This is a genomic window from Psychrobacter sp. BI730, from assembly GCF_013414195.1.
Taxonomy (GTDB): Bacteria; Pseudomonadota; Gammaproteobacteria; order Pseudomonadales; family Moraxellaceae; genus Psychrobacter.
The window spans coordinates 1-26260 of sequence record NZ_JAATTV010000014.1 but is presented as its reverse complement, the minus strand read 5'-3'; the positions used below and the strand labels follow the sequence as shown (position 1 = coordinate 26260).

Sequence of the window (26260 nt, the reverse complement as noted above, 5' to 3'; positions counted from 1 at the left end):
TGACGAGACATTGGCTCGGGTACGAAAACTTTAGCTGCCAAGTTATTGTAAACAGCGGCTACTACTTATAGGTACGGTTATTCATGAACCGCTACTAAGTTAAATACTCACTTCATTATTACCGATCCATTTAGGTCCTATCTCAACCTCAATATCACGTGCAGTAACGGCCTCAGCGCACTCAGAGCATACTGTCACAGGATGCATAATGTGACCACATGCCTTGTGTCTATGCAACAGTGGTGCCCCGCGTTCATCAGCCATGTATTTATCACCCCAACTGACCAATGCCAGTACGACAGAGTGCAAATCTAATCCACACTCTGTCAGTCTATATTCCTCACGTAGCGGCCGCTGCTGATAGGCGACTTTTTTTAAAATATCGTATTCAACCAGTTTGCGAAGACGGTTAGATAGGACATGACGTGTAATGCCCAAGCGTTGCTCAAATACGTCGAATCGTCTGACTCCCAAAAAACAATCACGTAAAATCATGAGCGTCCAACGATCACCAATGACTGCTAAAGTGCGAGCTACCGAGCAAGACTGTTGGTCCAGTTCATCCCAGCGCATAGGTTATCTCCTTTATCGTTAAGTCATAGGTTAGCTTGACAGGTTCCAAAAATAAAGCTATGTTTTTGTTAGTTCTAAAAAGGAACCTATAAGGAAATAGACATGAACAGAGCACCCGTAGCAGTTGTAATCGGCGCAGGCGATGCCACTGGCAGTGCTGTTGCCAGACGTTTTGCGCGAGAAGGTTTTACTTTGTGCGTGACCAGAAGGACTGTTGAGAAGCTAGAGGCATTAGTCAGTGATATCGAAGCGGCTGGGGGAGTAGTCAAGCCATTTGGTTGTGATGCACGTGTCGAGCAAGAGATGGTTGAGCTGTTTGCTCATATTGAAAAAGACATTGGCCCAATTGAAGTTGTGGTGTTTAACATCGGGGCAAACGTTCATTTCTCCATCTTAGATACGACAGAGAGGGTCTATCGAAAAGTGTGGGAGATGGGTGCCTTGGCTGGTTTTTTGACAGGTAGAGAAGCGGCAAAAGTCATGATTCCACGTGAGAGTGGGACAATTATTTTTACGGGTGCAACAGCGTCTTTACGCGGTAGTAAAGGTTTTTCGGCTTTTGCTAGCGCTAAGTTTGCTTTGCGGGCATTGGCACAAAGCATGGCGCGAGAGTTGGGGCCGAAGGGCATCCATGTCGCGCATCCTATCATTGACGGTGCTATTGATACTGACTTTATTCGTGACAACTTTCCCGAGCGCTATGAGCTCAAAGACCAAGACGGTATTTTAAATCCAGAACATATCGCTGAGCAGTATTGGCAGCTGCACTGTCAGCCAAGAGATAGCTGGACGCATGAGCTGGATTTACGCCCATGGATGGAAACTTTTTAATCTTATCTGGTTAATAACCGTCAAAATTTTAATGGATTTTTAATATATTGCAAGGAAGGCAAAGATGAGTAAACAAGTAGAGTTTTTCTTTGATGTGGGTAGCCCAGCCAGTTATTTGGCATGGACACAGTTAGCGAGTATCGCGCAGCGTCACAATGCCGAGATTGTTTGGCGACCTATGTTACTTGGCGCAGTGTTCCAAGCCGTTGGTAACACCTCACCAGCTGCCGTACCTGCTAAAGGCGCTTATATGCTCAAAGACCTTAAGCGTTTTTCAGCTATCTATGACGTACCTTTTTGCTTCAATCCATTTTTCCCAGTCAATACCATGCAGCTTATGCGCGGTGTTACCGCTTATTTGGGGACACCTAAATTTGAGAGTTATTTATCAGCTGTCTTTAATGGGCTATGGGCTGAAAAGTTAAATATGGAATCACCAGAAGTTGTGGCTGAGGTTTTGTCGAAAGTAGGCATTGATGCGACTGATTTTATGGCGCGTATTAGTGAGCCTGAGGTTAAGGCGCGTTTAAAATCTAGTACCGAAGAAGCAGTAGCACGAGGCGTATTTGGGGCACCAAGTTTCTTCGTAAATGGTGAGATGTTTTTTGGTCAAGACCGGTTGAGCTTTGTTGAAGATGCTTTGAGAGACTGAGAATAGTAAGTCATAGGATATATAGATTGCGCTGTACTAGCTCAACGATAATCCATCGGCTCTCAAGCCACCAGACATCAGCCGCGATACGTAACGGTGATTTTTCTTCACTGTGGTTTCTCTAGAAAACAACCTTGCCACTCAGTTTAATGACTAAGCTCTATGGTGACATTAAGACAAGTCTATATATTGATAGTTTTGCTTAGACTGCTCTAGTTCCTCTAAATCTATATCTACTGTTACTATATCTGGCGACGAACCAAGTTTTTTGATGATTCGTCCCGTAGGAGAGACGATTAGGCTCTCTCCTACAAACTGACCGCCATGACCGACGCCGACACCATTGCAGGTAATCACAAAACATTGGTTCTCTATAGCCCGAGCTTGAGTCAATACATAGTGGGTATTTGCATAGGGAGACATATTGCCGTTTGGCATAAATATGATCTGTGCGCCTTTTTTTGCCAGTGCTCTTGAGCCTTCTGGAAACTCTAGCTCAAAACAAATCTGAGCACCGCAAACCACATCATTAATGCTAACCACTGACAGGTCTTCTCCGCTGGTAAATACCCCAACATCATCAAGCCAAAGCTTTGACTTTCGGTGCTTATGAATGATTTCGCCGTTTTTTATAAAAGAACATGCGTTATAGAAAAGTTGATCCTGTTTGTCAATATGTCCAATAATGATGGTTGAATCTGTATTTTTGCTTGCTTTCAATATGCTGTGAAAGTGCTCTGTTGATTGATGATACAACGCTTCAATATTGTCTAACGTCGGAAAGCCAGTCAAAGCAAGTTCTGGAAAAATCATAAAGCCATCACAAACTTGATGATCATGGATTGATTTTAATATCGCAGCAGCATTTACTGATACTTGATAATCGGTAATATCCATTTGATTGAGGATTATTTGCATAGGTCTTGCTCTTTACCGTAGGGGGTTGATACTTTCACAGTGCTTATTGGTCGCAATTATAGGTAATACTCGTTAATGATGAACTTTAGAAACACTTATTTAAAATGCTATTTAAAACGCTTTTAAAGACATTGCGACTCTAACCAACGACTCAATTTAATGATGTCTGGTTGATTTGACTTTAAGTCATTATAAAAGAAATAGAAACTGTCGCCAGTGAGTAATTCATGCATTGGGATTTTGACAAGATTTTGCTGATGTGTTTGTTCTAGCATCATATAGTTGTCGGTAAGCGTAATACCTAAGTTATAACGTGCAGCCTGTGCGGCAAGCAGTACATGGCTAAATTGATTAATCTTTACCTCGCTTGGCAGCTCAAACCCGCCTGCTTTACACCATTTTAGCCAATCATTAGCCGTACCTTCACTTTTGTCAGAATATTTTACGGACAGTATAGGGTGTTGCCATAACGCCTCAGGCAATGGCTGATCCTTTATTTCCGCCCAAAGCTTTTGGCCACAGACGGGAAATAGCTTTTCAGCGAATAAAAGCTTGCTGACTACATTGCGTTTCGGTGGATTGACGGTAATAAAGCAATCCGAACATTGCTCATTATAGTCGTCTTGGTCTGTCACCATATTTAAGGTCAGCTCAATCTCTGGGTGCTGTTCGCGGAAGTTTTCTAACCGAGGAATCAACCAATTGACAGCCACTGAACTATACAGCGCTAGGCGAATATGGCCAGGCTTATCATGGCGAATGGCCTGACTGGTATTGGATAGAGTAGTCAGCGATTGATTTACTTCTGTGAAATAGCGAGCACCTATGTCTGTTAAAGAAAGGGTTCGGCCCTGCCTATAAAATAGCGCTTCACCAAGATACTCTTCAAGCATTCGAACCTGATGACTCACGGCACTTTGCGTCACGTTGAGGCTTTCTGCTGCCTTAGAAAAACTATTAAGCCTTGCTACAGATTCAAAGCATTGTATGGCACGTAATGGAGGAAGTTTCATTATGAGTTCAACTAATACTAAACGTTTTTATATCATTATACGTCATGAGTATACGCGAATATACTATTTATCTGACCATTAGATTAAATGGCTTAATTTAAAATTTTATGTATTTTGAGATAGGTATAAGCATGATAATGCCGAAGATGAGTGTTGGATTTGCAATGATACTGTTGGTTGCAGGAAACATGATTGCAGTCCTTTCAGATGCGCTGATAAAAGAGTTGCCAGATGGCGCAGCGGTCTATCAGTTTGTGCTATTGCGTCAGCTAACAGCTATCTTGATGCTGCTACCGTTTTGTTTATTTAACCAAAAAGCCAAGCTACTTAGTAACGTAAAATGGCATTTTGTACGTGGGTATATTTGGTTGTTTGGCGCGGTATTTATGGTGTTGTCTATTCAAGCGCTACCGCTAGCCACGGTCAATGCGATTTTTTATACTGCGCCTTTACTGATGTTGCCTTTAGGGTTTCTGTTTTATAAAGACAGACTCACAGCACCAAGCATCATTGTGGCAATACTAGGCTTCATAGGTATTCTTGTCGTGGTAAAACCAACACAAATTAATATGGGCGCTATATTTGCGCTGATCGTGGCCTTAACCATGGCGACAAACAACCTACTAGTGCGTAAATTGCCTTCGAATCACACCGTTACTCAGACCTTGTTTTTGACCAATTTAGTCGGAATACCATTGGGGCTTGGTTTGGCTATTTGGGAAAATGCCCCTTTGAGTTGGTACGCGCTATGGATAGCAGCAGGCTCAAATTTGTTTATTTTGATCTATGCGGGTATCTGCGTACTGGTCTACCGAGCGGTTGAAGCACATAAAATATCTAGTGCAGAATATACTGGTCTGTTAGGAGCAGTGGTTATCGGCATCGTATGGTTTGATGAAATACCGGATATCAGTCTTTTGATAGGTTCGGCTCTGATCGTCTTACCTTTGATTTGGCTCGCCACGCTTGAGTCTATTAAATATAAAAGAACAGCTCTATAGCGTTTTACAATAGAGAGAGCGGAGAAAGAATCTATAATAATATTCGCATGAATTTATGTCATGAATTCGTGTGTTTAAATCGTTTTTTTCATACTCATTTTTTGTGGCAAATTACTATAGATACAACCATTCAGGCAAGGCTCTAGTCTTCAAGAGAGCTCTTGTTTGTTGAAGTTATTACTATGAGGTAGGCCAAATAATGAGCAATATAACCACATTCTCAGTCACATCTTCAAATCGAAAAATCGACCCTCCACGGCGTCGAGGTGGCGCGTTTAAAGCTGATGGCTCTCTGAACGATAATGACCGTGTCGAGATAGGTCCCACAGATATTGCTTTCAATGAGTGGGCTGAGCTAGGGTTGACACCTCCTAACCTTACACGAATGCGTGAATACCGCCTCCAAAGAATCGTAAAAGAACTACAGAAAAGAGATCTTGGCGGCATCTTATTGTTTGATCCTCTTAACATTCGTTATGCGACTGACTCCACAAATATGCAGGTATGGGTAACCCATAATCACTCTAGAGCCTGTTTTGTATCTGCATCAGGACATCTTATTTTATGGGATTTTCACAATTGTGAGCACTTATCAGCACACCTTCCTTTGATCAAAGAAGTTAGAGGAGGCGCTTCTTTCTTCTACTTTGAAACCGGCGATAGAACTGACGAACATGCCTCTAGGTTTGCTTCAGAAATTCAATCTATTTTACAGGAGCATGCTGTAGACAATAAAAGATTGGCTATCGATAAAATTGAAATTGCTGGTTTCAATAAGATAAAACAGTTAGGAATCGATGTTTTTGATGGTCAGGAAGTGATGGAGTTTGCTCGATCTATTAAGAACGAAGATGAAATTAATGCCATGCGATGTTCAATTGCCTCAACAGAGGTTGTGACCTATGCTGTCAAATCTGTAGACATTGACTTGGGAGATTTTAGTTACGCAGCTTGACGATAAAAATCAAACCACACCTGTCTTGGCGTTTTATAGCCCAAACCCTTTTGGATTCTAGTCCCACTGCGAGCATAGCTCTTGCCTTGCGTCGCTGCAAAGCAGTGCTTTGCTAATAGCTCCTCATTATACTCAAGCTCAATATATTTAATGATGTCATTGATAGCTTCGAATCTCATTTTATAATCCTGATGATACACTAACTCATTCTTTAATATGCCCCAGAAACTCTCTATCGGAGCATTATCAAAGCAATTACCACGTCTGGACATTGAACCCTTAAATTTATGCTTCTTAATGATCTTATGATAGTCATAACTACAGTACTGACTGCCTCTATCAGAATGCACAATCAGCCGTTGGTTGGGTCGTTTGTTCTTGATGGCCATATTGAGTGCACGGCAAACTAAATCTGCTGTCATACGCTTATTGATGGCATAGCCGACCAGCTCTTTAGTGTAGAGGTCTTTAACACCTGCTAAGTATAGCCAACCCTCATCTGTCCATATGTAAGTGATGTCACTAACCCAAGCTTCGTTAGGACGACTGGTATCAAATTTTTGATCGAGCAGGTTTGGATAAATAAACTTGTTATGGTTTGAGTTGGTGGTAACTTTAAAACGCTTGTGACGACGGCAAACAATGCCGTATTCTTCTTTAATGCGTCTTACCATATACAGGCTAATGTTGTGGCCTTGCTCTGCAAGATGAGCATGCAGTCGACCTACGCCATAACGTTCTTTCGTTTCACTGTGAGCCGCTTTAACCAGTAATTCAGACTGGTTGCGGTGGATCTGCTGATTACTAACACCACGATTTATCCAGTTATAATAGCTTGATGGCTTGACATCTAATACGTGACACATACAAGTGATGCTAAATATTTTCTGGTTATCCTTGATAAAGACGTACCTCATCAACTGTCACTGCGGGCATAGCCCTACGTCTTGCGTCACTAAAACAGTCTACTAGACTGTTTCTTAACGTTCCTCATTGGCGAAGTACGCCGTGGCCTCATTCGAGCATAGCTCTCATCTTGCGTCCGGGCGAAGCAGTGCTTCGCTTTATCCTTCCTCATTTAGAATCTCTCTCTCTTCCTGAGCAACTTTGAGATCACGTTTAAGACGTTTATTATCTTCTAGTATAGCCATGAGCTCAGGATCATATTCTTTAGTACCAATAAGCTGGCCTTTATCAGCTTTGTTTTGCCAGTTAGATAATGTCTGCATGGCGATGCCAAGCTGCTTTGCAGTCGCTGAAACATTGCCCTTATTATCTGCTATCTTTTTAACGGCTTCAGCTTTGAATGCTGCACTATAGGTTCTGATTTTCTTAGTCATGATAAACTCCTCATTGAGTCGTTAGTTTACCAAGTTTGGTTCTACAGTTTTTTCAGCATAGCTCAAAACCACCACGTGTGAGGCATCTAAGACTTTAGGTGTATTAAAATGAAAGGCACCTTGCGTGCTTTTGGCAATGCGTGCTTTGCCTGCGTCATCATCTGCAATGACAAAGCTCCATGGTTGAATATTGGTGCTTGATGGACTCATTTGTAGCATGTCTTTGATCTGCTCAAAATCTTCAGCAGATATCTTTTTATTGGCATCAAATACTTTGGTGCTGTAACGCCAGTTTAGTGCTTCATTAATGGTTTTCATGATTGTCCTTAAGTAAAGTAAGTTTCAGTTTTTTAGTCAGCTGGTAATACAAACGGATTTAACAAACGGTGCTACTCAATCCTTATTCGTGCATAGATAAGTTGAATGATTAGCCCGTCCTAGCGATGACTCATAATAGTAAAGTTCATACATTAGAACCACTAACTACAAGAGAAAACACTTTCAATATTATTTTGAGAATATGGCGTTTCTAATCTGTTTAAAGGTTATTTATTAGCTATATTAGGACGTATAATGAATGTACTTTATCAATTGATAAATCCATTAAACGCATAAGCTCATCTTAAAACGGCGCGAAATTATCAGGCTGACTGTGCGTAGCAGTCCAACGTTGATTGGCATCAATATGACTATTAAGCCCAACTCCTCGTGGTATTTGCATATTATCGCCATACAGCCAAAGCACCATATTGGTACGTTTGCCACTAGTAATTGGATGTGCGGCGTCCGGCACCGAGCCTCTATGAATAATCGCCATGCCAGGTTTAAAGATGGCACGTTTGGTTTGCCCAAATGGCGATCAACAAAGTCAACTTCTGATCCAGTAAAGTCTTCGCCTGGCAGATTTAGGTTAATATTCATAGTCACCGCTGAAGCATCAGTATGCAGTTGTAGCGATGTGTCGCCTGTCGGCTGGTATTGAATCGAGAACCCAAAGGTCTGAGTGTCATAGCCATAAACATTGGCAAATAATAGCCGAGCGATAGGACGCATATATTGATTCATGACTTTATGATAAAACGCCTGAAAATTAGGGATGGCCAAATAGCCTGACGAGCGCGCATCTAGCATAGCCCCATTACTGTACTGTTCAATGCGATACCGTAAGGAGGACGTATTGGGATATTAGCGTCTGCGATTGCTTGCAGATAACGGCGCAGCGTTGATAGTTGTGCTGGATCAAAGAGTTGTCCTTGGTATACGTCAGGTAGTATCTCTTGCCATAAATTTTTAACAGCCGTCTCCGTAGAAGGAGTGCGCCACGCTTGCGTCACTGCATCACGTAGAGTTGGATCAAATAATGAGTCATCAAGTACAGGCAAGTCATGCTCAGTGGTTTCCCACTCTGTCCATGCTTGCTCTAGTAACTGGCTGTTTTGATGCCAGAAATGCTCTACCGATGGTGCACGTCTAAGCATGTCTGATTTTGAAGGTAGTGGTAAGTTGCGTGCTTGCTGTAGTGCGCTCTGTTGATTGTCTCCATCATGGTGGCTATGGTGTTGAGTATCCTGTGTGCTCGTAGGCCGTATTATAGTATCCATCGTGTATCTCCAAATGTGTGAGTAAATCTTATAGGTGCATGCTACTATAATTAATGATTTTGATAATCAGCAGGTTTAGAGAAACAGTTTCAATAATTTTTATATAATGATGAGGCTAGCAGCAGCAAGCGATGGTGGTTGCTAAGTTAGACGCTAATTGAACGAAGGCATGACGATGAAAAATTTGCAGGATTTACGTATTTTTATTGAGACCGCTCGCTTAGGCAGCCTATCTGCCTGTGCTCGGCATTTAGATCTGTCGCCTGCAGTTGTGAGTGCAGCGGTCAAGCGATTAGAAGCCGAAATTGAGACGGTATTATTTGTTCGCTCTACTCGTAGGCTGCGTTTAACTAGCAAGGGTGAGCAATATTTAAAGCATTGCCGAGATGCGGTGGCTATCTTAGACAATGCTTATGCAGGACTACATGACAATGATGCTGAGCTGACGGGTACAATTCGACTGTCGGCATCATCAGATTTGGGACGAAACTTAATTTTGCCTTGGTTGGACGATTTTATAGACATTCACCCAAAAGTGACGGTGCAGCTACATATGTCAGACAGCTATGTGGACTTGTACGGTCAGCAGATTGATTTGGCATTACGTTATGGCGCACCCAAAGATTCATCACTGGTCGCACTACCCATAGTGTTGAATAATCGACCTATACTGTGTGCGTCAAAGGAGTATTTGAACAAGATTGATAAGGATATCGGTATCCCAAAAATGCCGCAAGATTTGTCGCATCATAATTGCTTACGTTTGGGTCATGATGAAAAGTATTTGAGCGAGTGGACTTTTGAGAAAGCCGGAAAGACTAAACGTGTGGCCGTGGATGGCAATCGCAGAAGTAAAGACGGTGACGTTGTACGCCGCTGGGCAGTGGCGGGTAAAGGCATCGCATTAAAGTCTCAGTTAGATATAGCCGGCGATTTAAAGGCAGAGAGACTTGTCGAGGTAGAGTTGGACGGCTGGCAAGTGGCCAACTATCCGCTGTATTTGATTTGTCCAGAACGGCGCTTAATCGATCCATTGTTTAATGCGGTCAAAGAATACTTGATTGAACGGGTAGAGCAGGTATTAAGGTAAAATGAAAATTAATGATGACCCTATTTAATCAGACGAGCAAAACAGCAATCCCTAGACAGTAATTGCTGGATGGCCATTATAATTATTGCCATATCTTATCAAGCACTGTAAACCAGTTTTTTGACGTGATCTTTTCAATCAATGGATCAGAAAAATGGCGTTGTTGCATCCGCTCAATCAACATGGAGATTTGACTGATATCAGATAGCTCATCAGGTAGTAGACAACCATCAAAATCAGAGCCAAAACCAACGTGATCTTCGCCTAGATGGTCGATCAGATAATCAAGATGGTCGACAATCACATCAAGCGAGGTTTGCGTATTACGTTGTCCATCTGCACGAAGAAACGCCACATCGAAATTCACTCCAACCAAACCATCGCTTTGTTTAATAGCAGCCAGCTGCTGATCAGTTAAGTTCCGTGCTTGCTGACAGAGAGTATGTGCGTTTGAATGTGTCGCAACAATAGGCTGGCAGGCAATCTCTAGCGTATCCCAAAAAGCACGCTCATTCATATGCGACACATCGATCAGCATCTGCTTTTCACTGCATTTAAGAATGAGGTCTTTACCTTGAGTCGTGAGCCCAGACCCTGTATCTGGAGAGTGCGGAAAGGAAGCATTCAAGCCATCACCGAAGAGGCTCTTTCTATTCCATAGTGGGCCAATGCTTCTGAGTCCGGCATCATAAAACACATCTAATAAGTCAGACTGTATGGCTAAAAATTCAGCACCTTCTAAATGCAATACAATACCCAGTTGCTTATTCTGCTGACAGGCCTGAATTTGTTCTAACGAGGTGCAAATTTGAATATGACCGTCTGATCGCGCCTGCAATTGCTGTGCAAGTTCTAATTGTGCACAGCAGATATCGACGATTTCTTGCGGAGTGAAGTCTGAATTTGTAGGATTAGATAGTTTTTCAGGGTGATTATTTTTCACATAAGCATAGGGCGGCAAAAAGATAGAAAACAATCCGCCCATCCATCCTGCTTGTTGGCAGCGCTTTAAATCTAAATGTCCCGGTAACGCGCCATAAATAAAGTCATGTAACGGATCGGCAGCTGAACTCAGCCAAAGGCGGGTCAACAGATCGTTATGTCCATCAAATATGACAGGCTTAGTATTAGCATTCATATTTCACCTGTCACCATACGAGTAGGAATCAGTTTGTCTTTATTCAGCTGCTTGTTACTCAGTGTTTTAGAATTTTTTGGATTACGAAAGCGCAACTCTTCAAAAGGTACAGGCGTCTCGCTGTTGATACGCGCCTCCTCAATCAGGTAGTGATAAGGCGATTTACCACAGACAGGATCGGCGTTTTTGGCGTCCCCAGTCAGCATAAACGCTTGGCAACGGCAGCCGCCATAATCGCGCTCTTTGTCTGGGCAGCTTTGACAGATGTCGGGCATCCAGTCATCACCGCGAAACTGATTGAAGCTCGCAGAGTCATACCAAATATCTGACAGTGGTGTATGTCGTACATTAGGAAACTGTATTGGCATTTGTCTGGCAGCATGGCAAGGTAGAGCTGTACCGTCTGGGGCCACTGTTAAGAAAATCTTGCCCCAGCCATCCATACAGGGCTTTGGACGTTCTTCATAATAATCAGGCACCACAAAAATAAGTTTGCACTTGATACCACGTTCTTCAATCTGCTTACGGTATTCATTGGTAATGCGTTCAGCTCGGACCACTTGCGCTTTGGTTGGTAGCAAACCCTCTATGTTCTCAAACGCCCAACCATAAAACTGACAAATAGCCAGCTCGACCGTGTCGGCTTCCAGCTCTAAGCACAGCTCAATAATCTGGTCAATCTGATCGATGTTTTGCCGATGAATGACAAAGTTAAGTACCATCGGATAGTCGTATTGCTTAACCAGACGTGACATCTCATATTTTTGCTCAAAGGCATGCTTTGAACCTGCCAAGGCATTGTTGACCGTTGGATCACTGGCTTGAAAGCTAATTTGAATATGCTGAAGACCTGCTTCTTTTAAACGCGCAATCCGAGCTTCGGTCAATCCCATACCCGACGTGATCAAGTTAGTATAAAAGCCTTGGTTATGCGCATAAGCGACCAGCTCTTCTAGGTCTTGACGAACCAGTGGTTCACCGCCAGAAAAGCCAAGCTGTACCGCGCCCATTTGCCGCGCCTGATCAAACACATCAAACCATTCCTCTGTCGTTAGCTCTTCTTTATACTGAGCATAGTCAATAGGGTTTGAGCAATAGGGGCATTGTAAGGGGCAGCGATAGGTCAGCTCAGCAAGCAGCCATAGCGGTAGCCCGACTGGCGCAGTCATACTAAATCAATCCAATGTTCACGCTGGGCGACCAGCATATATTCAATGATGTCTTGCTCGATTTCGGGGATATCCCCAAACATAGCTTGTACCTTTTGGATAATATCAGCAATGGACGCTTTACCATCAATATGTTGCCCAATGATGCTGGCACTGTCATTGAGCTTAATCATACCCTCAGGATAGAGTAAGACATAGGCGTTTTGCGCAGGCTCAAACTGAAAACGATAACCGTGACGCCATACCGGTACGATGGATTGATCCAGCTCAGGTAAACTAGCAGGTATACTCATTTAAACAATCCTTTATGCCAGACATTGTCAGTGGTAACGCTTTGATAAGGGGCTTGATTATGCACATAGGCCAAGCTCAAGGAATCCAAGATTGTCCATAAGATATCGAGCTTAAACTGTAGGATCTCAAGCATACGCTCTTGTTGCTCGGCTGTTTTGAATGAGTCGAGTGTGATGGTCAGACCATGCTCAACATCGCGGCGCGCTTGACTCAAGCGTGAGCGGAAATAGGTATAGCCTTGTTCTTTTATCCAAGGGTAATGCTTGGGCCACGACTCTAAACGCGACTGATGAATCTGCGGGGCAAACAGCTCAGTCAGTGAGCTACTGGCGGCTTCTCGCCATGAGGTACGCCGTGCAAAGTTCACATAAGCATCGACGGCAAAACGCACACCTGGTAGTACCAGCTCTTCAGAAATCACCTGCTCACGAGTCAAACCAACTGCTTCTGCTAGACCCAACCACGCTTCACGACCACCACCGTCAGGATAGACGCCATCTTGATCAATCATACGCTGAATCCATTCTTGACGCACGCGCTGATCAGGACAGTTTGCCATAATGGCCGCGTCTTTCAATGGAATGTTGATCTGATAATAAAATCGATTGGCAACCCACGCTTGGATTTGCTGCTGGCTGGCTTTGCCTTCATGCATCATGATATGAAAAGGATGGTGGATATGATAATACTGACCTTTTGCCATAATCGCTTGTTCAAACGCTTCTGGACTGAGTGCTGTGTTTTCTTCTTGCATTGTGTTTTCACCTTACGATTGCTATCTTTACCTTACCGTTTGTCTTAAAGCTCAATTTGCATACCATCAAATGCCACTTCAACACCATGTTGTTTTAATGTCGCAGCCTGTTCAGACTGTTCATTCAATATCGGATTGGTATTATTGATATGAATCAATACCTTACGAGCGTTATCGAGCTGGTCTAGATAATGCAATGAGCCATCTTCACCACTGATATGCAAATGTCCCATGTCTTGACCAGTTTTTGTACCAACACCGCACTCTTGCATTTCATTGTCCGTCCATAGCGTACCGTCAATCATTACGCAATCAGAGCTTTTCATGATTTGCATTACTTGATCGTCCATCTTACCTAGACCTGGCGCATAAAAGAGTTGTTTTTGTGTTTTTAAGTCTTTTACAATCAGCGCAATATTGTCGCCATCATGCGGGTCATTACGGTGCGGAGAATAGGGCGGTGCAGAGCTTCTAATCACTAAAGGCGTCAATTCTAAATTGTCAAACCCTTCAATCTTAAAGGTCTTCTTTGGATCAATTTGATGATGTTGCAAGCCGCCATTCCAGTGCTTTAACATATTAAAGAGAGGAAATCCTGTCGTTAGATCTTGATAGACCATGTCCGTACACCAAACAGGCATTGGACAGCCTTCACGTAGGGTCAATAGCCCAGTCGTATGGTCAAGCTGACTGTCCATTAAGACCACATTGGTGATGCCTGTATCTCTCAATTGACGTGCTGGCTGTGCTGCCTTGAACTCAAATAATTGTTGGCGGATATCAGGTGACGCGTTGAATAAGATCCAATCCACACCATTTTCTGATATGGCTATCGAAGATTGGGTACGGGTTTTTGCCTGAATCGTGCCTTGACGGACACCGTGGCAATTATCGCAGTTACAGTTCCACTGCGGGAAACCACCACCAGCAGCTGAGCCTAAAACGTGAATATACATAAATCAATATTTCCAAAAAAATAAAAGCCCTAATCATCTAGGGCTTTTAATGGATTGAGTGCTAATAAGTTTTAGCGTGCTTCGAAATACATAGTCACTTCGAAACCGATACGAATGTCTTGAAAAGCTGGTTTGGTCCACTGCATGGGGTTACTCCGGAACGATCTTACTATTTAAGAAGTAAGATTAATAAAGTGAATGAGTGATAAAGGGTAGTATAAGCTGCCCCCCGCTGTCAATTTATTAGATGTTAGTAAAGCGTTAACGAGCATCGATTAAGCAGTCTGTTATAGCATAAATGAAAGCCGATTTATCATACCGAAAAGACAGTATATCGAGCATAAGATTAAAAATACCTTTGAATAGATTGAGCATAAATTATAACTATAAAAAATCTGCTCGAGGGGAGTTAAGCGTATTCGAGAACTTATGAGTTATACACGTATATTGCAAAAACCGAATTTATCTATAAAGTAATAGATTAAATTGATAGATACTGGAGCCTGAAGATGATTGCTGAATTACAAGGCAGTGAATTAACCAAAGCCATCTTGGGAAATGTCAGCAACTATGTATGGTGTGCTGTCAGCAACGTTAGCGATGATTATGCTATCGCAACCATAGATAATGGTTACTACGAATTACTGGTTCCTATTGTAGCCTTTAATAACGACCAGTTCGTTTGTGATAAAGGTGATCTATGGGAGTACGCTGTCTCAGTAAAGAGAGTGGCGCTTACTCAAGATGATGTGGGGCTATAACTCATTATCAGTATAATGACTGTTATACTCTAAATGCAGGTTAGTTTTACAGCCTATGCATGAAAATCTACCATCTGTCTACAACTTCTTGTTCTAGTTGACAATACATCTGTACTATCTATTTATAAGCTCATCTGTCTAGCCACTAATATTTTGCAACGATAGATAAAACAAGTTCGAAGATGCTCAAGTAATTGCTGTTATGAAGCCACTTGTTTAGCTTACTAATCATTGTCATTGAATAGGAGTAACAACATGGATACGGTAATTGTTGGAAGCGAACTAACTCGTTCAATGCTTGAGGACGGTCATCAAAGTATATGGTGTGCTGTAAGTGATGAGAGTGATGAGAATGCTCTAAAAGATCAGGTAGGTAATGACTTCACATCTCGCATTGTGGCTTTTGAAGACGGCCAGTTCTACTGTACGGGCGGTATGCCTTGGAAGTATGCAGTGCCAATTGAGATCGTTGCATTGACGCGATATGACTTTTCTTTTTAGTGAACAAACATAACGTAGATAGGTTTGGATAGTCATCGCCGAAAGTAAACCCTAATATCAAGATATTTAGTTAGATAAAATGCGCGACTGACAAGGCCATTCAAGCGATGCAATATACAGCTTGAATGGCCTTTTGTGTTTTGGAGCCAGTTTGAAAGCTATTTATTATTTTAAAAACTCAGGGCGCATAAAGGCTGGGTTTGGATACGTATAAAATCCTTCACCAGTCGCGAATCCTAGTTTGTTTTGATCGATTAATTGCTCTTTTAAATATTGAGCAGCCTTAAACCTTACAGGGTTTTGAGTTTTTTCAGCAGATAGCTTCGTGATGTTGTAGGCAGTATTGATACCGATAGTATCCAATATGGCAAAGGGACCTGACGGTGCGCCAGTTACTATCATCCACGTTTTATCTATCGTATGTGGATCGGCGACCTCTTTTGCAACCAATTGCAAAGCTGCATCTATAAAAGGCGCCAACAAACTGTTCATAATATAGCCGGGTTGCTCCTTATCCAGCGGCATTGCCACCATACCGATGGCAGTAGCAAAAGCAACAACCTCATCAAATACGTTAGGATCTGTCCCAGGATGCCCCATGATTTCGGCGACATTATGCATCCAAATTTTATTGGCAAAGTGTAGCGCTAAAAACTGCGCAGGTCGTCCCGTTGATTCTGCAAACTGACTAGGAAGTAAGGTAGAGGTATTGGTCGCAAAGATGGTTTTCTCTGGCGCTAGTTTGGCAAGTTTTTCATAAAATTCGATTTTAATTTCAGGAATCTCGGGAATGGCTTCAATCATCAGCTCAGCATCTTTGATTGCTTCTGCTAAGTCTGAGGTGTAGCTGAGATTATCAAAAGCCTTATCCAGCTGCTCTTGAGTTGCCCTCAAATCCTTTCGAAAAGCCTTACACATCAATTGAAATTTTGACTTTGCTTTTTCTAAAACATCATCATTGATGTCATAGACACTGACATTAAAACCATGAAATGCGGCCTGAAAAGCAATTTGATAGCCTAGGATGCCGCTTCCAGCGACAGTTACATTTTTATACGTCATTGTATTTATTTCCTAATAGTAGTGGATATAAGTTGCTAGATAAATGTCTAGAACTTATAGATCTATTATTAGATGGTTTTACCTTATTATTCAACCTTCATTTTTATAAAAACATTAAAGAGAACCTAAAAATATCACTATGCAAGTATCAGATAATTTCATACTACTTAACTTATTATATTATTAAATAATTCAACAGCTTACTAATAATATTACTAACTTTACACCTAATGATTTTATGATAATTGAAGGCTAATTTCATATCATAACGACATTTTTAATGACTGTTGGTGTCAAAATATTGTCGACGAGGTTGTAAAGGAGGACGTAAGCAGTGATGTACGATGAAAGTCGTATTTAACGCATTCAATATACAAGGAAGGCTATTATCCCTATTATTATTCTTACGTATAAATCCGTTGCCACATTCGAAGGTTTACACCTGTATCACGCACCATCTTCCAACTGTGCTTATGTGCGTAAGGATTGCATTATCGAAGAATGCAGCTAGAGTGGACAAGCCTATTGACCTGTCTAAAGGTTATTAGCAGTAGTAAGCCTGTTTTTGATGTAATGATTCTCGCAGATGCGCTACAAGCAGTTTTAACTTTTGGTCCGGTTGCCGCGCCTTGGGGTAAACCGCATACATGCCCATTTTCTTTCGTGTAAAGCGCTGCAAAATCTGAGTGAGCGTATTTTGCTGCATTTCTTCATAAACAAGTGCTTGTGGTAAAAAGGCGATACCTAGGTCGCTGAGAGTCGCTTGTTTAATCGCATTAAGATGATTGCTATGAAACCGCCCCTGTACAGGAAGTAATTGCTCTGTACCATCTATATATAGCGGCCATATACCATTCGCCGTATGATCAAACTTATAGACCAAACACTCATGACTCCGTAATTGTTCAGGGGTTTGAGGTGTACCGTGTCGCTCTAAATAGTCTGGTGTCGCACATATGACCCACTGGCTATCTATAAGACGTCTTGCAATGAGTGATGAGTCTTCAAGCTCTGCTGTCCTTATCGCCAGATCAAACCCTTCTTCTATCAAATCAACCAATCGATTGGTAATCTGTAAATCTACTGATATTTCTGGGTGTTGTTTACAGAATTCGGCAATGGATTCGCTCAATATTAGATTCGCAGAGACCGCTGGCATGGTTATACGTATGTTGCCTTTCATGTCCTCACCATAGCCTGTTATGGCATTTTCAGCTTCCTGAAAGGCAAATTTAGCGATTTTAGCTTTGTCATAAAGCGTCCTTCCTGCATCGGTTAAGCTTAACTTTCTGGTTGTCCTATACAGTAGCTGTGCATTTAAGCTCTCTTCTAATCTTACAATACGTTTGCTTACCACTGAATTCGTTAATGACAGCTTTTCAGCGACCCGAGAAAATGATCCTTCATCAACCACTTGGACGAATAAAATCATATCGTCAGCTTTGCCCATACTTGTTCCCCAATTGGTGTAATAGCTTTTGGATTATAGCAAAAAAAGAAAATAACATTGTCCTTTGATGCAATATATCAATGTATTGACAAGGCGTAGAATATTTTAGGGAATTTTGAGCATTTGTTTATTTAACCATTCTATTAATCATGTCACTGACAGAGATTGTTTTCGGCTTCGTCTGACTGACAGCATGAAGTTATAAAAACAAATGCTTAGATGAAGTGGTTCAAGGAAGATTACACGATAAAAAAAGGATTATGATTTTGAATCAAACAATATATGGACTGTTGGCATTACTGCCAATCGTTCTCTGTGGTATTTTTTTGATAGGCTTGCAATGGTCAGCCAAAAGAACCATGCCAATCGTTCTGGCGGTTACTGCCGCGCTTGCCCTCTTTGTATGGGATATGACGCTTAATCGCGTGTCTTCATCTATTATTCAGGGAATGGTCATTACGGTTTCAGTATTGTGGATCGTATTCGGCGCTATTTTCTTATTGAATACGTTAAAGCATACTGGTGCCATTGCTGTTATCCGTGCTGGATTTACCAATGTATCGCCAGATAGGCGGGTGCAAGCCATTATTATTGCTTGGTGCTTTGGTTGCTTTCTTGAGGGAGCGGCTGGCTTTGGTACAGCGGCCGCTATTGCCGCGCCGTTACTGGTCGCGATAGGGTTTCCAGCGCTGGGTGCTGTGTTGATGGGAATGATGATCCAAAGTACGCCTGTATCGTTTGGGGCAGTCGGTACGCCTATCGTTATTGGAGTAAACAAGGGGTTAGATACAGTAGCCATTAGCGCCCAACTGGCACAACAAGGACTAGAGTGGGGCGATTTTTTACAACTGATTACCAGTCAAGTAGCCATTATGCACGGTGTCATTGGTACATTTATGCCACTTTTTATGGTGATGATGCTCACGCGCTTTTTTGGTAAAAATAAAAGCTGGAGAGAAGGCTTCGCTATTTGGCCATTTGCTATTTTTGCGGGTTTGGCATTCACAGTCCCTTATACCCTAACAGGTATTTTTTTAGGGCCAGAGTTTCCATCATTGGTCGGCGGTTTGGTCAGTATCACTATCGTTGTTAATGCGGCAAAACGTGGATTTTTAGTACCAAAAACCACATGGGATTTTGAACCGAAAAAAAGCTGGCCAAGTGAATGGCTTGGTAAGCTAATAGTTAGCAAAGAAGACATCACTCCTGCGTTGAGTGATAAAAAGATGTCCACGGTCATGGCATGGTTCCCTTATTTATTGGTTGCCCTTTTATTGGTGTGTTCTAGAGTATTAACAGGCTTTCAGTCTTTGCTGAACAGCGCGACAGTAGACCTAACCTCGATTTTAAGTGAGGCAGATATCAGTGCCAGTTTTAGTCCTTTATACTTACCAGGCGGCTTGTTATTAATCAGCGCCTTGGTTGCTGCGGCCTTTCAAACGAACAAACCTGTCAATGCACTAAACAATGCCTTTAAAGAATCAGGTAAAACTGTACTAGGGGCCGGATTTGTCCTTATTTTTACGATTCCAATGGTTAGAATTTTTATTAATTCAGGCGTAAACTTATCAGATGTGGCGAGTATGCCTGTCGCCAGTGCAGAGTTGTTTGCGGGTACTTTTGGTAGTGTTTTCCCCTTAATCAGTGCAACCATTGGTGCGTTAGGTGCCTTTATCGCGGGCTCTAATACCGTATCCAACATGATGTTCAGTCAATTCCAATACGAAGCCGCCATGAGCTTACATATTTCACCTTCTCTAATCATCGCGGCTCAAGCAGTTGGTGCGGCTGCTGGTAATATGATTGCAGTACATAATGTGGTGGCTGCATCAGCAACGGTGGGCCTACTCGGTATGGAGGGCGCCACACTTAGGCGTACTATTTTACCTACCATCTATTATGTGTTGTTCTGCGGGATTATCGTCATGGCTGCCATTTACCTCTTTGGTTTTCAAGGGCCTTTAGCATAATAAGTGATACACAATCACCAAATAAAGAGCGTCATATGCCGTTATTAAATAGAGCTTCATCAAACCTTTTTTCATCAAACATAGTGCATCAAGATCAAGATACACTCCGTCCTGAGCAAGTGTTAGATAAACTAACCCATTTACTGGGAGCTAGCAATGTACAGGCTGATCCGGAAAAAAACGAACACTATAGAATGGGGTGGCGTTCTGGCGGCGGCAGCGCTTTGGCTGTTTTGTTTCCGCAAACGCTGCTGGAGATTTGGCGTAGCTTAGAGATATGTGTGGAAGGCGATTGTATTATTATCATGCAAGCAGCAAAAACGGGACTGACTGAAGGTTCAACCCCGAGCGGTAATGACTACGATAGACCGGTGGTTGTGATTAATACCCTTGCAATGAATCAGTTGTATTTGGTGAATGACAACGAGCAAGTGATTAGCTTACCTGGCGCCACGTTGCACCAGTTGCAAAGTCAGCTTAAAGCCGTAAATAGAGCGCCTCACTCGGTCATCGGTTCATCGACGTTAGGTGCATCTATTATTGGCGGTGTCTCTAACAATTCAGGTGGGGCTCTGGTGAAAAGAGGTCCTGCTTATACCGAACTTGCTTTGTTTGCCCAAATAAACCAACACGGTCAGCTAGTACTGGTTAACCACCTAGACGTAGAGTTAGGCGACACTCCAGAAGAAATACTCACTAATCTGCAAACAGGTAATTTTGATAAAAGAGCATTACCTGACACTGGCAAGCTCGCATCTGACAAAGAGTACATCGCTAGAGTAAAAGACGTTGATGCAAGTACGCCAAGCCGCTTTAATGCGGATAAGCGAAGACTGTATGAAGCCAGTGGCTGCGCTGGTAAACTTGCCGTGTTTGCAGTGCGTCTTGATACCTATCCAACGGCTGCAAAAGAGAAAACCTTTTATATAGGCACCAACAGTGTGAGTGAGCTTGCACAGCTCAGAAGACAAATATTATCAAGCTTTGATAATATCCCTGAAGTGGGTGAGTACATGCATCGTGATATATTTGATGTATCTGCTAAGTATGGTAAGGACACGTTCCTGAGTATTAAGCATCTCGGTACCAACGCCTTACCTAGACTATTTTCTATCAAAGGCGCTATGGACGCAAAGTTCCATAAATGGTCATGGATGCCAAAGCACTTTACTGACAAAGTTATGCAGTTCGTCGCCAATATATTTCCAAAGCATTTACCGAAGCGAATGCTAGAGTATCGCGACCAATATGAGCATCATCTCATCTTAAAAATGAGTGATGACGGCATAGCAGAAGCACAGGATTTTCTGAAGGTGTTTTTCGACGCTTCAAATACGGGTAACTATTTTGAATGTAGTCAAGAAGAATCAGAAAGCGCCTTTTTACATCGCTTTGCCGCTGCAGGTGCCGCACTAAGGTATGAAGTCATACATGAAAAAGACGTCGGCGATATATTGGCATTGGATATTGCTATACCACGTAACGAATTAGAATGGCTCGAAACGCTACCTAAAGACATTGAACAGCATTTGGAAAAGAAACTCTATTACGGGCACTTCTTTTGTTATGTATTTCATCAGGATTATATTTTGAAGAAGGGCAGCGATGCACACCTTGTCAAAAAAAGGATGTTAGAGCTGTTGAGCGCACGCGGAGCCAAATATCCTGCTGAGCATAATGTCGGACACCTATACGAAGCGGAACCTGATTTGCAGAACTTTTATAAAAGTCTAGACCCAACCAATACCTTTAATCCGGGTATTGGTAAAATGTCGAAAACCAAACGCAATTGCTCGTGCTGTTTATAACTGAATTCTATAACTGATATTTAAAACTGGCCATGGGCTGATTATTTATCAGTTGCTAAGTTGCTGAATAGTTCAGTGTTTGTCTATTATAAATTGTTCAATACATCCTCAGAAGCACTGCCGATTGGTAGTGCTTTTTTATTATTTCTCGGTAAATGTATCAGCAGCCTCGAGTTCAGAAGCACATTTATTCAAAATGATTTTGTTATCTATTGTTAAATACCAGTCGATGCTATGTATAATGCAGCACTAGCATAGCTTTCACTCAGTATGGCTTTCACTCATATGCCTTTAATAAGAAGATTACATTATGTCAAATAAGCGTCCTTTATATATTCCTGTTGCTGGACCCGCTCTTTTAGAGACACCTTTATTGAATAAAGGTAGTGCTTTTTCATCAGAAGAACGTAGTAGCTTTAATTTAACGGGGCTATTACCTCATAATATTGAAACGATTGAGGAGCAATCATTACGTGCTTATCATCAACTAAGCTCATTCACTGATGCGATGGATAAGCATATTTACTTGCGTAACATCCAAGATACCAATGAAACCTTATTTCATCATCTAATTGAGCAGCATATCGAAGAAGTCATGCCGCTCATTTATACCCCAACCGTTGGTCAGGCGTGTGAAAAATTCTCGCAAATCTATCGTCGTAAACGGGGTTTGTTTATCTCATATCCTGAGCGTCACAAAATTGACGACATGCTACAAAATGCCACCAAACAAAACGTCAAAGTGATCGTTGTTACTGACGGTGAACGTATCTTGGGCCTAGGGGATCAGGGTATTGGCGGTATGGGCATTCCAATCGGTAAGTTGTCTTTATACACGGCTTGTGGTGGTATTAGCCCAGCCTACTGTCTACCTATTTTGCTGGATGTCGGCACCAATAACCAACAGTTGCTTGATGATCCTATGTATATGGGCTGGAGAAATCCGCGCATCTCTGGCGATGAATATGATGAATTCGTGGACTTATTCATTCAAGCCGTTAAGCGCCGTTGGCCAGAAGTGTTATTGCAATTTGAAGATTTTGCTCAGGAAAACGCGACACCATTATTGAATAAATATCGTGATCAGCTATGCTGCTTTAATGATGATATTCAAGGGACTGCTGCGGTATCGGTTGGTACTCTGATTGCAGCGTGTCTAAATAAAGGTCAAAAACTTAGCCAACAGAATATCGCATTTTTAGGCGCAGGATCTGCAGGTTGCGGTATTGCTGAGCATATTATTCGCCAAATGCAACGTGAAGGATTGACTGAAGAGCAAGCTCGTAGTCAAGTATTCATGGTTGATCGTTATGGCCTGCTAACAGATGGCATGACAGAACTGCAAAAATTCCAAGAACCATTAGTACAAAAGGAATCAGCTATTGCCAGCTGGGATAAAAGTAAGAAACTCGGCTTAGCGCAAGTGGTTAAACAAGCAAAAATCACCGTATTATTTGGTGTTAGCGGACAAAAAGGTCTGTTCACCCAAGAAGTGATCGAGTCGCTATGTGCTAATACTGAGCACCCAATTGTACTACCACTTTCAAATCCAACGTCTCGTGTGGAGGCAACACCGCAAGAAGTCATGAATTGGAGTAAAGGTAAGGCCATTGTTGCGACGGGTAGTCCGTTTCCTCATACCACTTATAACGGTCAGTCTTTTGAGGTTTCTCAGTGTAATAACAGCTATATTTTCCCTGGTATTGGCCTGGGTGTTTTAGCAGCACGTGCGACAGGTATCAGCGATAATATGCTAACGGCAGCAAGCCAAGCCCTTGCAGATATATCAATGGAATACGAAAAAGCACCTGGTGCCATCCTACCGCCGATCAAAGTTATCAGAGAGATCAGTGAAAAAATAGCGTATGCAGTGGCATTACAAGCAGCTCAAGATAAGCTAGCACTACCTATCACATCGGAGAATTTACAACGCCGATTAAAAGCGAACTTCTGGTTACCTGAATATCGTAACTATCGCCGTACTTCTTTCTAAGTTAGACATTAGATAGTTAGCTATTATCGATATTGCAAACACTATAAAAAATCACCTTAACTTGAACAGTTAGGGTGATTTTTTTATCTATGCATTAATATAAAACTATAGGGTCTGTATGGTCGCTTGTTTTGGTGGTGAGTTAGTCAACGCCTTGATAATTTCAGATATTTTAAAGTTATTCTAAGAAGTGTTAGTCGATACCTTTATCATTAAGGTATGGAAGGTTAGGGTGTATTATAGACACGCAATAAAAAACCCTTGCAGCGTATGGCTTACAAGGGTTTAATCGGTACTACTCATATCTTAACTGGTGCGCCCACCACGCAACGACTAACTTAGTATAATCCTTTATTATTAAGGGATAAGGTAGTTAAGTATTTATTTTTAACAACAAATTTAACAACTTCTTAAGGTCTATTGATTTGCCATCCGATTGAGATTGGCTTTTATATCATGAATGACCTGATTTGATAATTCTTTCTCAATGTTATGATCTTTAATAACAGTCAAAAAGTCCTCAGCAACTGATGCTACCTGATCAATAATAGCTTGTGCCTTGTTTTGCTTAATATCAGCTTGCTTCGCCAATTTTAGTAAATGAGATCGGGTAGGGTATTGAGCTTCACCAGTTACATCCATTTGGTGATAACCATTCATACCTGAGTTATAAGCGAGATCATAGACGGGCGATAACGACCACCTGCCAGCCTTGTCCATCATAAAAGAGAAGTTTTTGCTATGATCGTCTTTATTATTAAAGATGACATTAAATACAGCATGTCTAAAACCCTCTTCTACAGCAACTTGCGATTGAGTCAACATACGCACGCAGCGCAAATACTGCAAATAATCTATTGAAGGAATGCGAAAGTCAATATCTAACAAACCCGCCAGTGTATGAGTATGAACGCGTTGATTGCCCATGCGGTCAAAACGCTCAACCCCAAAAGCAGCATGTTGTTCACCGATATCAAAATAATGATGCGCAGGCATGTTTAGGCCTGCTTGCTTAGCCCTATCAGCATAAAGTGACTCTAATAGACAAACGCTTTTATGCTCAGATTGGGCAGGGAACTTAATCAGCCACGGCGTTGCGGATGGCTGTTCGCTTGTTAAGTCCGTAGCAATAAACTCGGTTGCCTCATCATATAGGACAAGTGCTTTTGGTCTTGCACCTTGTGGTGAGCCGCCGATAACGATGAGCTCAGCCAGTATGTTGCTATCTTGTCCGGATAAAATCGATTGATTGGCAGCGGCCAGTTTGGCTAAAGTAAAATCATTAATATCGATATCAGCGGCCGATAAATCTTGTTGTGGCTCAAAACTAAGTGCTCCCATTGCTGAATTACCAATATAAGCGAGGCGATCTAAAACATTGATTGACGTAGCATGAGACATTGTTTTTCGAAAGAATCTATCCATTAGCAGCATTCCCCAACCATCAGGCAAGCTGTCTGATAATAATCCGCATAAGTAATGGCTTGACGCATGAGCACCATAGTAAGGTTCTGATCGTAATGGCATCTCAATTGGTGACAGCTCCAGTCCATCAGCCAGCCACGCCGCATCATAGCCAAAGGTAGGGCGTCGTCCATCCATCGTTAATTTACCGATAAGACGTTTGTCTCCGAATCCTTGGTAGTAAATATTGACAATTGATATCGGTTGATACATTGAAATGGCTACCTTATATCAGCTTTTGTTTGAGGCGCGCAAGCGTGGATTTTGTTTAGCGATAACATCTTCTATATTGGTAGGTACTACATCAAATAATTCAGAAAAGTGATTTACCATGCCAAGAGCCATAGCGAGCCTGATTATATTGTCTAGTGTACCGCCCTGACCAGACTCAATACGAGCAACAGTACTGATGCCAGTACCAGCCTTATCTGCTAAAGTGGCTTGCGTTAAGTTTAATGCCAGTCGCTGCGTTTTTAAGCGTTCACCTAAAATCTCGGAAATCTCACTTGGCGTATAAAAATCAAATCTTATGTTCATAATATAATAAATCATATAAGAGTGTTAAAATACTATTTTAGCACTTAGTCGTTCAAATATGAATGCTTGTTTTTCTGAAATAAATAATTAACAAAAAATATTTGTAATCAAACCCCGATATTAATAGCGTCCCCTAAGAAAATTCAATTTCATACCCCCGCCCTCTACACTATATAAATAATAGCATATAGAGCTTTTCCAGTTTGTCAGAGTAAGATTGTTCCATGGCATATGCAAATATTGATGATATTTTAAAAACCATAATCTAGTATCGATTTGAATGTTGAGCATAGCTCGACTATAAAATTGACTACATCAGTGTATTTATACGGACTCTAATGCTTGCTGGCAAGTGAGCTATGCTGAAGAAACCGTACAAGTAAACTTGGTAAACTAACGACTCAACGAGGAGTTTACCATGACCAAGAA

26 protein-coding genes and 2 pseudogenes are annotated in these 26260 nt (G+C 41.9%); 10 read left to right on the top strand and 18 right to left on the bottom strand.

Features of this window, described 5'->3' with window-relative positions; all coding sequences use genetic code 11:
- Positions 1-99: 99 nt before the first annotated feature.
- On the bottom strand, positions 100-573 hold the full coding sequence (locus tag HCZ91_RS10820; RefSeq protein ID WP_179799392.1) for a helix-turn-helix domain-containing protein: 474 nt from the start codon (positions 571-573) through the stop codon (positions 100-102).
- Between the two features lie 102 nt (positions 574-675).
- On the opposite strand from HCZ91_RS10820, the gene HCZ91_RS10815 reads away from it, so the two are divergent.
- Together HCZ91_RS10815 and HCZ91_RS10810 are read left to right on the top strand one after the other, a co-directional pair.
- Positions 676-1404, top strand: a complete 729-nt coding sequence (locus HCZ91_RS10815; RefSeq protein WP_179799391.1) for an SDR family oxidoreductase — start codon at positions 676-678, stop codon at positions 1402-1404.
- 64 nt (positions 1405-1468) lie between these two features.
- Entirely contained in the window at positions 1469-2056 is a 588-nt protein-coding gene (locus tag HCZ91_RS10810) for a 2-hydroxychromene-2-carboxylate isomerase (RefSeq protein WP_179799390.1), read from the top strand.
- 171 nt (positions 2057-2227) lie between these two features.
- Here the strand turns inward: HCZ91_RS10810 and HCZ91_RS10805 are convergent, their stop codons facing one another.
- Together HCZ91_RS10805 and HCZ91_RS10800 are read right to left on the bottom strand one after the other, a co-directional pair.
- Positions 2228-2974 (bottom strand): carbon-nitrogen hydrolase family protein, encoded by a 747-nt coding sequence (locus HCZ91_RS10805; protein WP_179799389.1) that lies wholly within the window; start codon positions 2972-2974, stop codon positions 2228-2230.
- 122 nt (positions 2975-3096) lie between these two features.
- Positions 3097-3987 carry a LysR substrate-binding domain-containing protein gene (locus tag HCZ91_RS10800; RefSeq protein ID WP_179799388.1) on the bottom strand — a complete coding sequence of 297 codons (891 nt, stop codon included), beginning with the start codon at positions 3985-3987 and terminating at the stop codon, positions 3097-3099.
- Between the two features lie 131 nt (positions 3988-4118).
- On the opposite strand from HCZ91_RS10800, the gene HCZ91_RS10795 reads away from it, so the two are divergent.
- Both HCZ91_RS10795 and HCZ91_RS10790 read left to right on the top strand, forming a co-directional pair.
- Complete coding sequence (locus HCZ91_RS10795; RefSeq protein ID WP_257020047.1) at positions 4119-4988, top strand: DMT family transporter; 870 nt, start codon at positions 4119-4121, stop codon at positions 4986-4988.
- Positions 4989-5187: 199 nt separating this feature from the next.
- Positions 5188-5943, top strand: a complete 756-nt coding sequence (locus tag HCZ91_RS10790) for an aminopeptidase P family N-terminal domain-containing protein (RefSeq protein WP_179799387.1) — start codon at positions 5188-5190, stop codon at positions 5941-5943.
- On the opposite strand, the pseudogene HCZ91_RS10785 reads toward HCZ91_RS10790, so the two are convergent.
- The 5 genes and pseudogenes from HCZ91_RS10785 to HCZ91_RS13870 all read right to left on the bottom strand — a co-directional run.
- A pseudogene (locus tag HCZ91_RS10785) lies at positions 5931-6866 on the bottom strand (IS3 family transposase); the annotation flags it as partial. The gene HCZ91_RS10790 and the pseudogene HCZ91_RS10785 sit on opposite strands and share 13 nt — an antisense overlap.
- A gap of 150 nt (positions 6867-7016) precedes the next feature.
- Positions 7017-7283, bottom strand: a pseudogene (locus HCZ91_RS10780) (transposase); the annotation flags it as partial.
- 21 nt (positions 7284-7304) lie between these two features.
- Entirely contained in the window at positions 7305-7601 is a 297-nt protein-coding gene (locus HCZ91_RS10775) for a nitroreductase family protein (protein WP_179799386.1), read from the bottom strand.
- A gap of 285 nt (positions 7602-7886) precedes the next feature.
- Complete coding sequence (locus tag HCZ91_RS13875; RefSeq protein ID WP_218870160.1) at positions 7887-8414, bottom strand: hypothetical protein; 528 nt, start codon at positions 8412-8414, stop codon at positions 7887-7889.
- Entirely contained in the window at positions 8408-8884 is a 477-nt protein-coding gene (locus tag HCZ91_RS13870; protein WP_218870158.1) for a hypothetical protein, read from the bottom strand. Before HCZ91_RS13870 ends, HCZ91_RS13875 begins: the two co-directional genes overlap by 7 nt.
- A gap of 175 nt (positions 8885-9059) precedes the next feature.
- Here HCZ91_RS13870 and HCZ91_RS10765 point away from each other — a divergent pair, with 175 nt between their 5' ends.
- Positions 9060-9974 (top strand): LysR family transcriptional regulator, encoded by a 915-nt coding sequence (locus HCZ91_RS10765; RefSeq protein WP_179799385.1) that lies wholly within the window; start codon positions 9060-9062, stop codon positions 9972-9974.
- A gap of 82 nt (positions 9975-10056) precedes the next feature.
- On the opposite strand, the gene HCZ91_RS10760 is transcribed toward HCZ91_RS10765, so the two are convergent.
- From HCZ91_RS10760 to pqqA, 6 genes are all read right to left on the bottom strand, one after another.
- On the bottom strand, positions 10057-11112 hold the full coding sequence (locus HCZ91_RS10760) for a dipeptidase (RefSeq protein WP_179799384.1): 1056 nt from the start codon (positions 11110-11112) through the stop codon (positions 10057-10059).
- On the bottom strand, positions 11109-12281 hold the full coding sequence (pqqE, locus tag HCZ91_RS10755) for a pyrroloquinoline quinone biosynthesis protein PqqE (protein ID WP_179799383.1): 1173 nt from the start codon (positions 12279-12281) through the stop codon (positions 11109-11111). The genes HCZ91_RS10760 and pqqE overlap by 4 nt, the downstream gene beginning before the upstream one ends.
- On the bottom strand, positions 12278-12574 hold the full coding sequence (gene pqqD, locus HCZ91_RS10750; RefSeq protein WP_165597539.1) for a pyrroloquinoline quinone biosynthesis peptide chaperone PqqD: 297 nt from the start codon (positions 12572-12574) through the stop codon (positions 12278-12280). Before pqqD ends, pqqE begins: the two co-directional genes overlap by 4 nt.
- The gene (gene pqqC / locus HCZ91_RS10745) at positions 12571-13329 is read right to left on the bottom strand and encodes a pyrroloquinoline-quinone synthase PqqC (protein WP_179799382.1); all 759 of its coding nucleotides are present in this window, start codon (positions 13327-13329) and stop codon (positions 12571-12573) included. Before pqqC ends, pqqD begins: the two co-directional genes overlap by 4 nt.
- Before the next feature lie 44 nt (positions 13330-13373).
- On the bottom strand, positions 13374-14285 hold the full coding sequence (pqqB, locus tag HCZ91_RS10740) for a pyrroloquinoline quinone biosynthesis protein PqqB (RefSeq protein ID WP_179799381.1): 912 nt from the start codon (positions 14283-14285) through the stop codon (positions 13374-13376).
- 71 nt (positions 14286-14356) lie between these two features.
- The gene (gene pqqA / locus HCZ91_RS10735) at positions 14357-14431 is read right to left on the bottom strand and encodes a pyrroloquinoline quinone precursor peptide PqqA (protein WP_082894360.1); all 75 of its coding nucleotides are present in this window, start codon (positions 14429-14431) and stop codon (positions 14357-14359) included.
- Positions 14432-14794: 363 nt separating this feature from the next.
- On the opposite strand from pqqA, the gene HCZ91_RS10730 reads away from it, so the two are divergent.
- Positions 14795-15046: a hypothetical protein gene (locus tag HCZ91_RS10730; RefSeq protein ID WP_179799380.1), complete on the top strand. Its 252-nt coding sequence runs from the start codon at positions 14795-14797 to the stop codon at positions 15044-15046.
- Between the two features lie 255 nt (positions 15047-15301).
- Positions 15302-15547: a hypothetical protein gene (locus HCZ91_RS10725; protein ID WP_179799379.1), complete on the top strand. Its 246-nt coding sequence runs from the start codon at positions 15302-15304 to the stop codon at positions 15545-15547.
- 165 nt (positions 15548-15712) lie between these two features.
- Here the strand turns inward: HCZ91_RS10725 and HCZ91_RS10720 are convergent, their stop codons facing one another.
- On the bottom strand, positions 15713-16609 hold the full coding sequence (locus tag HCZ91_RS10720) for a 3-hydroxyacyl-CoA dehydrogenase (protein WP_179799378.1): 897 nt from the start codon (positions 16607-16609) through the stop codon (positions 15713-15715).
- Positions 16610-17153: 544 nt separating this feature from the next.
- A complete protein-coding gene (locus HCZ91_RS10715) occupies positions 17154-18041 on the bottom strand; it encodes a LysR family transcriptional regulator (RefSeq protein ID WP_257020046.1) in 888 nt (295 codons plus the stop codon).
- A gap of 284 nt (positions 18042-18325) precedes the next feature.
- Here HCZ91_RS10715 and HCZ91_RS10710 point away from each other — a divergent pair, with 284 nt between their 5' ends.
- The 3 genes from HCZ91_RS10710 (at position 18326) to HCZ91_RS10700 (ending at position 23830) form a co-directional block, all read left to right on the top strand.
- Positions 18326-20029: an L-lactate permease gene (locus tag HCZ91_RS10710; protein ID WP_179799376.1), complete on the top strand. Its 1704-nt coding sequence runs from the start codon at positions 18326-18328 to the stop codon at positions 20027-20029.
- 35 nt (positions 20030-20064) lie between these two features.
- A complete protein-coding gene (gene dld, locus HCZ91_RS10705; protein WP_179799375.1) occupies positions 20065-21837 on the top strand; it encodes a D-lactate dehydrogenase in 1773 nt (590 codons plus the stop codon).
- A 310-nt stretch (positions 21838-22147) separates the two neighbouring features.
- Positions 22148-23830 carry an NAD-dependent malic enzyme gene (locus HCZ91_RS10700; RefSeq protein WP_179799374.1) on the top strand — a complete coding sequence of 561 codons (1683 nt, stop codon included), beginning with the start codon at positions 22148-22150 and terminating at the stop codon, positions 23828-23830.
- Positions 23831-24247: 417 nt separating this feature from the next.
- On the opposite strand, the gene HCZ91_RS10695 is transcribed toward HCZ91_RS10700, so the two are convergent.
- Positions 24248-25507, bottom strand: coding sequence for a type II toxin-antitoxin system HipA family toxin (locus HCZ91_RS10695; protein ID WP_179799373.1), 1260 nt, complete (start codon positions 25505-25507; stop codon positions 24248-24250).
- 18 nt (positions 25508-25525) lie between these two features.
- On the bottom strand, positions 25526-25831 hold the full coding sequence (locus HCZ91_RS10690; RefSeq protein ID WP_179799372.1) for a helix-turn-helix transcriptional regulator: 306 nt from the start codon (positions 25829-25831) through the stop codon (positions 25526-25528).
- Between the last annotated feature and the right edge of the window lie 429 nt (positions 25832-26260).